General features: G+C 72.9%; 10 protein-coding genes. All 10 read left to right on the top strand.

The genetic code is table 11. The features are described 5' to 3' along the window. Nucleotide 1: 1 nt before the first annotated feature. The 10 genes from FZC61_RS16530 to FZC61_RS16485 all read left to right on the top strand — a co-directional run bounded on the left by FZC61_RS16530 (nucleotide 2) and on the right by FZC61_RS16485 (nucleotide 11,735). A complete protein-coding gene (locus FZC61_RS16530) occupies nucleotides 2-418 on the top strand; it encodes a DoxX family protein (RefSeq protein WP_148615278.1) in 417 nt (138 codons plus the stop codon). Between the two features lie 175 nt (nucleotides 419-593). Then, nucleotides 594-1,622 carry a hypothetical protein gene (locus FZC61_RS16525; RefSeq protein ID WP_148615277.1) on the top strand — a complete coding sequence of 343 codons (1,029 nt, stop codon included), beginning with the start codon at nucleotides 594-596 and terminating at the stop codon, nucleotides 1,620-1,622. Between the two features lie 184 nt (nucleotides 1,623-1,806). Beyond that, nucleotides 1,807-2,424, top strand: a complete 618-nt coding sequence (locus FZC61_RS16520) for a TetR/AcrR family transcriptional regulator (RefSeq protein WP_342780335.1) — start codon at nucleotides 1,807-1,809, stop codon at nucleotides 2,422-2,424. Next, a complete protein-coding gene (locus FZC61_RS16515) occupies nucleotides 2,421-3,221 on the top strand; it encodes a TIGR03084 family metal-binding protein (protein WP_148615276.1) in 801 nt (266 codons plus the stop codon). The genes FZC61_RS16520 and FZC61_RS16515 overlap by 4 nt, the downstream gene beginning before the upstream one ends. A 1-nt stretch (nucleotide 3,222) precedes the next feature. Next, nucleotides 3,223-4,953, top strand: a complete 1,731-nt coding sequence (locus FZC61_RS16510) for an acyclic terpene utilization AtuA family protein (RefSeq protein WP_246142744.1) — start codon at nucleotides 3,223-3,225, stop codon at nucleotides 4,951-4,953. Further along, nucleotides 4,953-6,164, top strand: coding sequence for an acyl-CoA dehydrogenase family protein (locus tag FZC61_RS16505; protein WP_148615274.1), 1,212 nt, complete (start codon nucleotides 4,953-4,955; stop codon nucleotides 6,162-6,164). The genes FZC61_RS16510 and FZC61_RS16505 overlap by 1 nt, the downstream gene beginning before the upstream one ends. A 202-nt stretch (nucleotides 6,165-6,366) precedes the next feature. Next, nucleotides 6,367-6,837: an SRPBCC family protein gene (locus tag FZC61_RS16500; RefSeq protein WP_148615273.1), complete on the top strand. Its 471-nt coding sequence runs from the start codon at nucleotides 6,367-6,369 to the stop codon at nucleotides 6,835-6,837. A 26-nt stretch (nucleotides 6,838-6,863) separates the two neighbouring features. Beyond that, on the top strand, nucleotides 6,864-8,420 hold the full coding sequence (locus tag FZC61_RS16495; protein ID WP_246142743.1) for an acyl-CoA carboxylase subunit beta: 1,557 nt from the start codon (nucleotides 6,864-6,866) through the stop codon (nucleotides 8,418-8,420). A gap of 244 nt (nucleotides 8,421-8,664) precedes the next feature. Then, nucleotides 8,665-10,575 carry an ATP-binding protein gene (locus FZC61_RS16490; protein WP_148615271.1) on the top strand — a complete coding sequence of 637 codons (1,911 nt, stop codon included), beginning with the start codon at nucleotides 8,665-8,667 and terminating at the stop codon, nucleotides 10,573-10,575. Next, nucleotides 10,572-11,735: an acyl-CoA dehydrogenase family protein gene (locus FZC61_RS16485; RefSeq protein ID WP_148615270.1), complete on the top strand. Its 1,164-nt coding sequence runs from the start codon at nucleotides 10,572-10,574 to the stop codon at nucleotides 11,733-11,735. Before FZC61_RS16490 ends, FZC61_RS16485 begins: the two co-directional genes overlap by 4 nt. Nucleotides 11,736-11,767 lie beyond the last annotated feature (32 nt).

Genomic DNA, 11,767 nt, shown 5'->3' with positions numbered 1-11,767 from the left:
GATGAGCCCCGTGCTGAAGGTCCTCGGCCGCGTGCTGCTGGCGGCCGTCCTGCTGGTCGCGGGCACCGCCCACTTCGTCGACACCGCGGAGTTCCTCGGCCAGGTCCCGACGTTCCTGCCGCTGCGCGAGGCGATCGTGCTGGTCTCCGGGGTCGTCGAGCTGGTCCTCGGCGTCGCGCTGCTCGTGCTGCGCGGTGACCGGCTCGCGACGCTCGGGCTCGTGGTGGCGGTGTTCTTCGTCGCGGTGTTCCCCGGCAACGTGTGGCAGGCGGTCCACGGGTCGGACTCGTTCGGGCTCGACTCGACCACCAGCCGCGTCGTACGCCTGTTCTTCCAGCCGTTGCTGGTGGCCTGGGCGCTGTGGTGCACCGGGGCCTGGGCGGTCCTGCGAGGGCGGGTCCTTCGGCCCTCGTCCTAGGTCCGGCGGGCGCCGACTGTGCCCCCCTGTGGCCCATCGCCGCCGATAGTCGTGGACGTTGTGCACCGAGCCCGACCGCGTGCACCACGTCCACGACTATCCCGGCGGGTGGAGGGTGCGACGGGCCTGTGGAGGACGGACGCGCGGGTGCCGCCGATCGGTCCATCCTGTCCGCATGCGCCACCGCATCCCTCCTGGTACGGCGCACCGGGTGGTCGCGCCGGTGCGCACCGACCCCGACGGGGTCGGGGGTCCGACGCGCCGGCAGGCGTCCGGGCCCGAGTGGCGACGCAGCAGCCACGGTCTCTACGTGCCTTCGGACGTCGAGCTGACGCCGGCCCAACGCGTGCTGGAGGCCGGCTACCTGGTGCCGCGGTGCGGCGCGGTGACCGGCTGGGGGTCGCTGCACTGGCAGGGCGCGACCTGGTTCACCGGCACCCGCGCCGACGGGACCCTGGTCGACGTCGACATCGCGGTGCCCGCCCACCGCATCCGCACGCAAGCGGGGTTCCACATGACCGGGGACCGCTTCGACCCGGCGGAGGCCGTCAGCCTAGACGGCATCTGGGTCGCCTGGCCCGTCCCGGCCGCGTTCTTCGCGATGCGCTACGCCCCCTCCGTCACCGAGGCGGCCCTGGTCCTCGCGATGGCGGCCTTCGACGACCTCGTCTCGGTCGAGGAGATGACCGCCCACGCGCTCGACCACCCGGCGTACACCGGTGTGCCGCGGTGCCGCGACGCGCTGCCGCGGGCCGTCGAGAACTGCTGGTCGCCCCAGGAGTTCCGGATGCTCACGTGGTGGGAGGACGCGGGCTTCCCCTCGCCGCTGGCCAACCGGCCGGTCTTCGACCTCGCGGGTCGTCACATCGGCACCCCCGACCTCATCGACCCGGTCGCGGGGGTGATCGGGCAGTACGACGGTGGCGTGCACCTGGTCGGCGACGCGCCACGCGCCGACGCGGTGCGCGACGCCGCCTTCGAGCACCACGGGCTCGAGCAGGTCACGGCCCGCGCCGGCGACCTCGGCGGACGGTTCGTGAGCGACCTGCGCTCGGCGTACGCCCGTGCTGCGGCGAGGCCGCAGTCCGACCGCACCTGGACCACCGAGCTGCCCGGCTGGTGGGTGCCCACCTTCACCGTCGAGCAGCGTCGCGCCCTCTCGGCCGCCGACCGCGAGCGCTGGCTCGGCTACCGAGCCGCCTGAGCCGATAGTCGTGGACCATCCGCACCGACCTCGCCTCGCGTGCGGAACGTCCACGACTATCCATCCGGGATAGTCGTGGACCATCCGCACCGACCCCGCCCCCCGTGCGGAACGGCCACGACTATCGTCCGACACTTAGAATCAGGCTTGACTGTTTGTTGCTGCTGCGGCATCGTCGGGAGGCGTGACGACCGCCGCGACCACCCGCGTGCCGCAGGAGGAGCGCACCCGCGTGATGCGGGCGCGGCTGCTCGAGGCGACGGTCGAGTGCCTGGTCGAGCACGGCTTCGCCGGTACGTCGACCACGCTGGTCTCCGAGCGCGCGGGGGTCAGCCGGGGGGCCCAGCTGCACCACTTCCCGAGCAAGAACGACCTGGTGCTGGCCGCGGTCGAGCACCTCACCGCGGTGCGCGGCGCCGAGCTGGCGGCCGCCGCCGCCGACCTGCCGACCGGGCCCACCCGCACGCGGGCGGTGCTCGAGATGCTCGGCGACCACTTCGCCTCGCCCGTCTTCTTCGCCGCCCTCGAGCTGTGGGTCGCGGCGCGCACCGACGCGACCCTGCTGGCCGCCGTCGCGCCCCTCGAGCAGCGGGTCGGGCGCGAGGCGCACCGCCTCGTGGTCGACGCGCTCGGCGCCGACGAGTCGCAGCCCGGCGTGCGCGAGCTCGTCCAGGCCACCCTCGACCTGGTCCGCGGCCTGGGCCTGGCCACCACCATCACCGACGACGCCCGGCGTCGTGGACGGATCCTCGACCAGTGGGCCCTCGTGCTCGACACCCAGCTCAAGGGAGCAACCCCGTGACCCTGCTCGACGACCTGCTCGCCGACCTCACCGCCGAGGGCGACCGGCTGCGCGCCGTCGTGGCCGACCTCGACGACGCCGGCTGGGCCACGCCCACGCCGGCCCCCGGGTGGAGCGTCGCGACCCAGGTCGCCCACCTGCTCTGGACCGACGAGACCGCCGCGACCGCTGCCCGCGCCCACGTCGAGGCCGAGCCGTGGGACGCGATCGTGCTCGCCGCGCTGGCCGACCCCACCGGGTTCGTCGACGCCGGAGCCCTCGATCTCGCGACCCTCCCGCCCGCCGAGCTGCTGGCGCGCTGGGACGCCGCCCGCGTCGCGCTGGCGCAGGCCCTGCGGGCGGTGCCCGACGGCGCGAAGATGCCGTGGTTCGGGCCGCCGATGTCGGCCGCCTCGATGGTCACCGCGCGCTTCATGGAGACCTGGGCCCACGCGCTCGACGTGGTCACCGCGCTCGGTCTCGAGGTCGAGCACACCGACCGGGTCCGCCACGTCGCCCACATCGGCGTCCGCACCCGCGGCTTCTCCTTCGCCAACCGTGGCCTGGCCGTGCCCGAGGCCGAGGTGCGCGTCGTGCTGACCGCCCCGAGCGGTGAGACCTGGACCTGGGGCGTCGACGACGCGCCCGAGTCGGTGACCGGCTCGGCGGTCGACTTCTGCGAGCTCGTCACCCAGCGCGTCCACCGTGCCGACACCGACCTGGTCGCCGTCGGCCCCGGCGCCGACGCCTGGCTCGACGTCGCCCAGTGCTTCGCCGGTCCGGCCGGCCCCGGCCGCACGCCGAGCAACGGTGGTTGACGTGCGAGCGGGGCAAGCCTCGAAACCGCTGCGGGTCGGCAACTGCTCCGGCTTCTACGGCGACCGCCTCTCGGCGATGCGCGAGATGCTCGAGGGCACCACCGACGGGCAGGGGCTCGACGTCCTCACCGGCGACTACCTCGCCGAGCTCACCATGCTGATCCTCGGCAAGGACACCATGAAGGACGCCGGCCTCGGCTACGCCCGCACCTTCGTGCGCCAGCTCGAGGACTGCCTGGGCCTGGCCCTCGAGAAGGGCGTGCGGATCGTCAGCAACGCCGGCGGCCTCAACCCCGCGGGGCTGGCCGACCGGCTGCGCGAGGTGGCCCGCGGCCTCGGCCTCGACCCCGCGACCGCCCACGTCGAGGGCGACGACCTGCGGGCGCTGCAGTTCGACGGCGCCCTGACCGCCAATGCCTACCTCGGCGGGTTCGGCATCGCCGCGGCCCTGCGCGAGGGCGCCGACGTCGTCGTCACCGGCCGGGTGACCGACGCGAGCCTCGTCGTCGGCCCGGCCGTCGCCCACCATGGCTGGGGCCCCACGTCGTACGACGAGCTCGCCGGCGCCGTGGTCGCCGGCCACGTGCTCGAGTGCGGCACCCAGGCCACCGGCGGCAACTTCTCCGGCTTCAAGACCCTGCCCCTCGACGGCCGGCCGCTCGGCTTCCCGCTCGCCGAGATCGCCGCCGACGGCTCGTTCGTCGTCACCAAGCACGACGGCACCGGCGGTGCGGTCACCGTCGACACCGTCACCGCCCAGCTCGTCTACGAGATCCAGTCGACGCGCTACCTCGGCCCCGACGTCACCACCCATTTGGACACCGTCCGCCTCGCACAGGTCGGCCCCGACCGGGTCGAGGTGAGCGGCGTGCGCGGCCAGGCGCCGCCCGCGCAGCTCAAGGTGTGCGTCAACACCCTCGGCGGCTTCCGCAACACCATGGAGCTCGTCCTCACCGGCCTCGACATCGACGCCAAGGCCGACTGGGTGCGCTCGCAGGTCGACGGCGCCCTCACGGCCGCGACGGTCAGCTGGACCCGCACCGCCCTCCCGGCCGTCGACGCCGACACCGAGGAGGGCGCGTCCTGCCTGCTGCGGGTCACCGTGATGGACCCCGAGTCCGGCCCGGTCGGCAAGGCGTTCACCGGCCCGCTGGTCGAGCTCGCCCTGGGCTCCTACCCCGGCTTCACGATGACGTCGCCGCCCGGCCCGCCCACGCCCTACGGCGTCTACCGGCCGGCGTACGTCGACCGCGCGGCCGTCACCCACACCGTCGTCCACGCCGACGGACGCCGCGAGGTCGTGCCCGACCCGACCGAGTTCTCGGTCGTCGACGACGACGAGGGACGCCGCCCCTCGCCGTGCCCGGCCCCGGCCGACTCGATCACCCGTCGCGTCGCCCTCGGCACGTTCGTCCACGCCCGCTCCGGCGACAAGGGCGGCGACGCCAACCTCGGCCTGTGGGTCGTCAACGACGGCTCCGACAAGTACGCCGCGCGCGTCACCTGGCTGGCCACGTTCGTCACCGCCCGCAAGGTGCGCGAGCTGGTCCCCGAGGCCAAGGACCTCGACATCGAGGTCTACGTGCTGCCCAACCTCGGCGCGGTCAACGTGCTGATCCGCGGCCTGCTCGGCGAGGGCGTGGCCGCCTCCACCCGCTTCGACCCCCAGGCCAAGGGCCTGGGCGAGTGGGTCCGCTCGCGCTCCGTCCACATCCAGGAAGGCCTCCTCTGATGACCACCCCACGACGTTCTCCGTCTCCCCCGCTTCGCTCCTCCGCCGGACAACGCCGCGGGGACCCCGGATCGACGGGCAACGACCTGTTCGACCTCGGCGCCGAGTTCACGCGCCGCGAGATCATGCCCCACCTCGACCAGTGGGAGGACGACGGCACGATGCCGCGCGAGCTGCACGCCGCCGCGGCCAAGCAGGGCCTGCTCGGCGTCGGCTTCCCCGAGGAGGTCGGCGGTGGGGGCGGCGACGTGCTCGACACCACCGACCTGCAGGAGGGGATGTTCGCCACGGGCGCCTCGTCCGGGCTGATGGCCGGCCTCTTCACCCACGGCATCGCCTTGCCCCACATCGTCTCGGCGGCGGTGCGCTCCGGCGACCACGACCTGGTCGACCGGTTCGTGCGCCCGACCCTGGCCGGCGAGCTGATCGGGTCGCTCGCGGTCACCGAGCCCGGCGGCGGCTCCGACGTCGCCGGCATCCGCACCACCGCGGTGCGCGAGGGCGACCACTACATCGTCAACGGCGCCAAGACCTACATCACCTCCGGGGTGCGTGCCGACTACGTGACCACCGCCGTGCGCACCGGTGGCCCGGGCCACGCGGGCATCAGCCTGCTGGTGGTCGAGAAGGGCACGCCGGGCTTCACCGTCGACCGCAGCCTGCGCAAGATGGGCTGGCACTGCTCCGACACCGCCGAGCTGTCCTACGTCGACGTGCGCGTCCCGGCCGCCAACCTCGTCGGCGAGGAGAACGCCGGCTTCTACCAGATCGCCGAGCAGTTCGTCGTCGAGCGCCTCGGCCTCGCGACCCACGCCTACGGTGTCGCCGGCCGCGCCCTCGATCTCACCGCGCAGTACTGCCGCGACCGCGAGACCTTCGGCAAGCCGCTGGTCGCCAACCAGGTCGTGCGCCACAAGCTCGTCGAGATGCGCCGCCAGGTCGAGGTGGCCCGCGTCTACGCCCGCGAGGTCGCCCGCCGCCACGTGGCCGGCGAGAGCGTCATCGCCGAGGCCTGCCTGGCCAAGCAGACCGCCTGCGACGCCGCCACCTACGTCGTCGACCAGGCCGTCCAGCTGCACGGCGGCGCCGGCTACATGCACGGCACCGAGGTCGAGCGCCACTACCGCGACGCCCGCATCCTGCCGATCGGCGGTGGCGCCACCGAGGTGCTCACCGACCTCGCGGCCAAGCTGATGGGCTACGCGTCGTGACGGCCCCGGTGGTCGAGGTGCGAGGAGCGCTAGCGACGAGCCCTTCGAGGCTCGCAGGCTCGCACCTCAGGAACCACCTCGAGACCTCGCAGGGTCAACGGCCACGCAACCACGGTCGGGGTGAGGTCGCGAGCCACGGTTCTGCTGGTCTCGAGGCTCGGCCGCGGGCGGCCTCGCACCTCGACCGACGTGGGGTCGTCCGATGAGGCTCCTGACGCCGCTCGGCGGCGAGGTCACCGTGCACGTCGAGGCCCCGGTCGCCGGGGTCTGGGCGCTGGTCAGCGACGTCACGCGCATCGGGGAGTTCTCGCCCGAGACGTTCGAGGCCAGGTGGACCCGCGGCTCGACCGGGCCGGAGGTGGGGGCGACGTTCGCCGGCCACGTCAAGCGCAACGGGGTCGGGCCGACGTACTGGTCGCCGTGCAAGGTCACCCGGTGCGTGGAGGGCGAGGTCTTCGAGTTCTCCGTCGGCACCGACAAGGTCGCGGTCAACAACTGGGGCTACCGGCTCTCGCCCTCGGGCGGCGGCACCGACGTCACCGAGTACTTCCGGCTCGAGCCCGCCCTGCCGATGCGCCTCTACTGGCTGCTGCTCGGCCGGTTGCGCGGGCGCACCAACGAGAACGGCATGCGCACGACGCTGGAGCGGATGAAGGCGGTGCTCGAGGCATGAACGGGACGACGACCAACAGAGCAGCGATGCTTGACAAGATCACCGCTCTCGACGCCGAGCACGCGAAGGCGGTCGCCGGTGGCGGCGAGCGCAGCGTCGCGCGTCACCACGCGCGCGGCAAGCTGATGCCGCGCGAGCGCATCGAGCTGCTCGTCGACGAGGGCTCGGCCTTCCTCGAGCTCTCGCCGCTCGCCGGGTGGGGGTCGGACTTCAAGGTCGGGGCGTCGGTGGTCACCGGCATCGGCGTGGTCGAGGGCGTCGAGTGCCTCATCACCGCCAACGACCCGTCGGTCAAGGGCGGGGCGAGCAACCCCTGGACGGTCAAGAAGATCTTCCGTGCCAGCCAGATCGCCGCCGAGAACGGCCTGCCGACGATCTCGCTCGTCGAGTCCGGCGGCGCCGACCTGCCGACGCAGAAGGAGATCTTCATCCCCGGCGGCAAGCTCTTCCGCGACATCACACGCGCCTCGGCCGCCAAGACGCCCACCATCGCGCTGGTCTTCGGCAACTCGACCGCCGGCGGCGCCTACGTGCCCGGCATGAGCGACTACACCGTGATGGTGCGCGAGCAGGCCAAGGTGTTCCTCGGCGGCCCGCCGCTGGTCAAGATGGCGACCGGTGAGGAGTCCGACGACGAGTCGCTGGGCGGCGCCGAGATGCACGCCCGCACCTCCGGCCTGGCCGACTACCTCGCCGAGGACGAGCGCGACGCGATCCGCATCGGACGCCGCATCGTGGCCCGCCTCAACTGGCGCAAGGCCGTCCCCGAGCCCGACGTGGCGTCGTACGCCGAGCCCGCCGTCGACCCCGAGGACCTGCTCGACCTGATCCCGACCGACCTCAAGGTCCCCTTCGACCCGCGCGACGTGATCGCCCACCTCGTCGATGGGGTGTCGAAGACCAACGGGGCGGTGCTCGACGAGTTCAAGCCGCTCTACGGCACCTCGCTGGTCACCGGCTGGGCCAAGATCCACGGCCGCCCGGTCGGCATCCTCGCCAACGCCCAGGGCGTGCTGTTCAGCGAGGACGCCCAGAAGGCCACGCAGTTCGTGCAGCTGGCCAACCAGACCGACACGCCCCTGCTGTTCCTGCACAACACCACCGGCTACATGGTCGGCAAGGACTACGAGCAGGGCGGCATCATCAAGCACGGCGCGATGATGATCAACGCGATCTCCAACTCCACCGTGCCGCACCTGACGGTGATCCTGGGTGCGTCGTACGGCGCCGGCAACTACGGCATGAACGGCCGCGCCTACGACCCGCGCTTCCTCTTCACCTGGCCCAGCGCCAAGTCGGCGGTCATGGGCCCGGCCCAGCTGGCCGGCGTCCTCGAGATCGTCGCTGAGCAGTCGGCGGCCTCCAAGGGCGAGCCCTTCGACCGCGAGGGGTTCGCCGGCATCAAGCAGGTCGTCGAGGCCCAGGTCGAGGAGCAGTCGCTGCCCTACTTCCTGTCCGGGATGCTCTACGACGACGGCGTCATCGACCCCCGCGACACCCGCACCGTGCTCGGCATCTGCCTCTCGGTGATCGACAACTCGGCCTTCACCGGCACCGACCGGTTCGGGGTGTTCCGGCCGTGACCGAGCGAGCAGAGAACGCGACGAAGGAGCGGTCTCGTCGCGAGCGAAGGTTGAGCAAGCCCTGCGACCGAGGAACGAGGTCGCAACGGGCGCGTCGAAACCACCGCAGGAATGGCTCAAGCCGACCTGTGCCTGCGGGGGTTTCGAGGCTCGTCGCTAGCGCTCCTCGCACCTCAACCACCGTTGCCGCCCCTCCGCTGGTCGAGGTGCGAGCGAAGCGAGCCTCGAGACCAAGGAACCCCCGATGATCACCCGCCTGCTGGTCGCCAACCGCGCCGAGATCGCGAGCCGGGTCTTCCGCACCTGCCGCGCGCTCGGCATCGAGACCGTGGCGATCCACTCCGACGCCGACGCAAGGCTGCCCTACGTCGCCGAGGCCGACCTCGCCGTCCCCCTGGCCGGCAACGCGCCGGCCGACACCTACCTGCGCGCCGACCTCGTCATCGACGCCGCGCGCCGTACCGGTGCCGACGCGATCCACCCGGGCTACGGCTTCCTGTCCGAGAACGCCGACTTCGCGCGCGCCGTGATCGCCGCCGGGATCACCTGGGTCGGGCCGCAGCCCGAGGCGATCGACGCGATGGGCTCCAAGATCGAGGCCAAGCGGCTGATGGCGGCCGCCGGCGTCCCGGTCCTCGAGGCGCCCGAGGAGCCGACGCAGGCCGACCTGCCCCTGATCGTGAAGGCCAGCGCGGGCGGCGGCGGTCGCGGCATGCGCATCGTCCGCACCCTCGCCGACCTGCCCGGTGAGATCGACCGGGCCGCCGCTGAGGCGGCGTCCGCGTTCGGCGACGGCACCGTCTTCGTCGAGCCCTACGTCGAGCGCGGGCGCCACGTCGAGGTGCAGGTCGTCGGGCACCCCGACGGGGTGCGAGTCTACGGCGAGCGCGACTGCTCGCTGCAGCGTCGCCACCAGAAGGTCGTCGAGGAGGCGCCGGCGCCACGGCTGCCCGACGCGACCCGGCGCGCCCTGCACGAGGCGGCCCGGGCCGCGGCCGAGGCCATCGGCTACCTCGGGGCCGGGACCGTGGAGTTCCTCTACGACCAGGCCGCCGATCGCTTCTACTTCCTGGAGATGAACACCCGCCTGCAGGTCGAGCACCCCGTCACCGAAGCGGTCCACGGCGTCGACCTCGTCGCCGAGCAGCTGGCCGTGGCCGAGTCGTCCGCCTCAGCGGGAGCCCCGACTCACGCTCAGGCGGACGACCCGGAGCCCGAGGGCCACGCGATCGAGGTCCGCCTGTACGCCGAGGACCCGGAGGCCGGCTACCAGCCGCAGAGCGGGCGGCTGACGACGTTCGAGATCCCGGTCGAGACCGGCATCCGCGTCGACACCGGGTTCGCCTCGGGCAGCGAGGTGTCGACCCACTACGACGCCATGCTCGCCAAGGTGATCGCCCACGCGCCCACCCGCGAGGCGGCGGCCCGCACGCTGGCCGGCGTCCTCGACCGGGCCCGCATCCACGGCCTGACCACCAACCGCGAGCAGCTCGTCGCGGTCCTGCGCGACCCGCGGTTCCTCGCCGGCGACGTCACCACGGCGTTCCTCGACGTGCCGTCGCCGGCGCGGGCGCGGACCGGCCACCCCGAGGTCGCGGCGACGATCGCGCTCGCCGAGGCCGACCGCGCGCGGCGCGTCGTCCAGCGCGGCACCCCCGTCGCCTGGCGCAACGTCGTCAGCCAGGCCCAGCGCACCACGTTCGACGACGGCACCGAGGTCGCCTGGTACGGCGGCCGCACCGGCTACACCGTCGTCGACGGGCCAACCGTGGTCGAGGCGGGCCCCACCCGGGTGACCCTCGAGGCCGACGGGGTCCGCACGACCTACGACGTGGCCGTCGACGGGCTCAGCGTCGACGTCGACTGGCCCGGTGGCCACCGGGCGCTGCGGCGTACCCCCCGGTTCACCGACCCCGCCGACGCGGTCACCAGCGGCAGCCTGCTCGCACCGATGCCCGGCACCGTCGTCCGGGTCGACGTCGAGGTCGGCCAGGCCGTAGGCCAGGGCGCGACCGTCCTGGTCCTGGAGGCCATGAAGATGCAGCACACGGTGAGCGCGCCGGCCGCCGGCACCGTCACCGAGATCAACGTCAAGCCCGGGACCCAGGTGGCCTCGGGAGAAGTCCTCGCCGTCGTCGAAGGAGAAGCCCCATGACCAGCACGTTCACCGAGACCGAGGAGCGCCGGGAGCTGCGCGCCCAGGTCGCCAAGCTCGCGAGCAAGTACGGTCGCGAGTGGTTCACCGCGAAGGCCCGCGCCGGCGAGAAGACCACCGAGCTGTGGCTCGAGATCGGCAAGAACGGCTACCTCGGCATCAACATCCCCGAGGAGTACGGCGGCGGGGGCGGCGGCATCGGCGACATCGCCGCGGTCTGCGAGGAGCTCGCCGCGCAGGGCTGCCCGCTGCTGCTGATGGTCGTCAGCCCGGCGATCTGCGGCACCGTGATCTCCCGCTACGGCACCGAGGCGCAGAAGCAGAAGTGGCTGCCCGGGCTGTGCGACGGCACCGCCACGATGGCCTTCGCGATCACCGAGCCCGACGCCGGCACCAACACCCACAACATCACGACCACCGCGCGCCGCGACGGCGACGAGTGGGTGCTGAGCGGTCAGAAGATCTGGATCTCCGGGGTCGACGAGGCCGAGAACGTCATGGTCGTCGCGCGCACCGAGGACGCGAGGACCGGCAAGCTCAAGCCGGTGCTCATGGTCGTCCCGACCGACGCGCCCGGGTTCACCTACCACCACATCCCGGTCGAGATGGTCTCGCCCGAGAAGCAGTTCCAGGTCTTCATCGACGAGGTCCGGCTGCCGGCCGACGCGCTGGTCGGCGACGAGAACGGTGGCCTCGTCCAGCTCTTCGCGGGCCTCAACCCCGAGCGCATCATGGCGGCGGCGTTCTCGCTCGGCCTGGCGCGCTTCGCCCTCGAGAAGGCCGTCGCCTACGCCAAGACGCGCGAGGTCTTCAACGCCCCCATCGGCTCCCACCAGGCCATCCAGCACCCGCTCGCGCAGAGCCACATCGAGATCGAGATGGCGGCGCTGATGAACCAGAAGGCCGCCGCCCTCTACGACGCCGGCGACGAGATGGCCGCCGGCGAGGCCGCCAACATGGCCAAGTACGCCGCCGCCGAGGCCGCCTGCAACGCCGTCGACCGGGCCGTGCACACCCACGGCGGATACGGCGCCAGCCAGGAGTACGGGATGGCCGGCCTCCTGGTCGCCACCCGGGTCGGCCGGATCGCGCCGGTGAGTCGCGAGATGATCCTCAACTTCGTGGCCATGCACTCGTTGGGGCTGCCCAAGTCCTACTGAGCCGGTCCGCCCGACCCGGCAGGGGGCTACCG

The sequence above is a fragment of the Nocardioides rubriscoriae genome (assembly GCF_008087085.1).
GTDB lineage: Bacteria > Actinomycetota > Actinomycetes > Propionibacteriales > Nocardioidaceae > Nocardioides > Nocardioides rubriscoriae.
This window is presented reverse-complemented; position numbering and strand designations above follow the sequence as displayed.

Excerpts from the sequence above, each read along its gene's own strand:
- FZC61_RS16505 (WP_148615274.1), top strand. The coding sequence starts at position 4,953 with ATGACCACCCCACGACGTTCTCCGTCTCCCCCGCTTCGCTCCTCCGCC.
- FZC61_RS16490 (WP_148615271.1), top strand. The coding sequence starts at position 8,665 with ATGATCACCCGCCTGCTGGTCGCCAACCGCGCCGAGATCGCGAGCCGG.
- FZC61_RS16500 (WP_148615273.1), top strand. The coding sequence starts at position 6,367 with ATGAGGCTCCTGACGCCGCTCGGCGGCGAGGTCACCGTGCACGTCGAG.
- FZC61_RS16525 (WP_148615277.1), top strand. The coding sequence starts at position 594 with ATGCGCCACCGCATCCCTCCTGGTACGGCGCACCGGGTGGTCGCGCCG.
- FZC61_RS16495 (WP_246142743.1), top strand. The coding sequence starts at position 6,864 with ATGCTTGACAAGATCACCGCTCTCGACGCCGAGCACGCGAAGGCGGTC.
- FZC61_RS16530 (WP_148615278.1), top strand. The coding sequence starts at position 2 with ATGAGCCCCGTGCTGAAGGTCCTCGGCCGCGTGCTGCTGGCGGCCGTC.
- FZC61_RS16485 (WP_148615270.1), top strand. The coding sequence starts at position 10,572 with ATGACCAGCACGTTCACCGAGACCGAGGAGCGCCGGGAGCTGCGCGCC.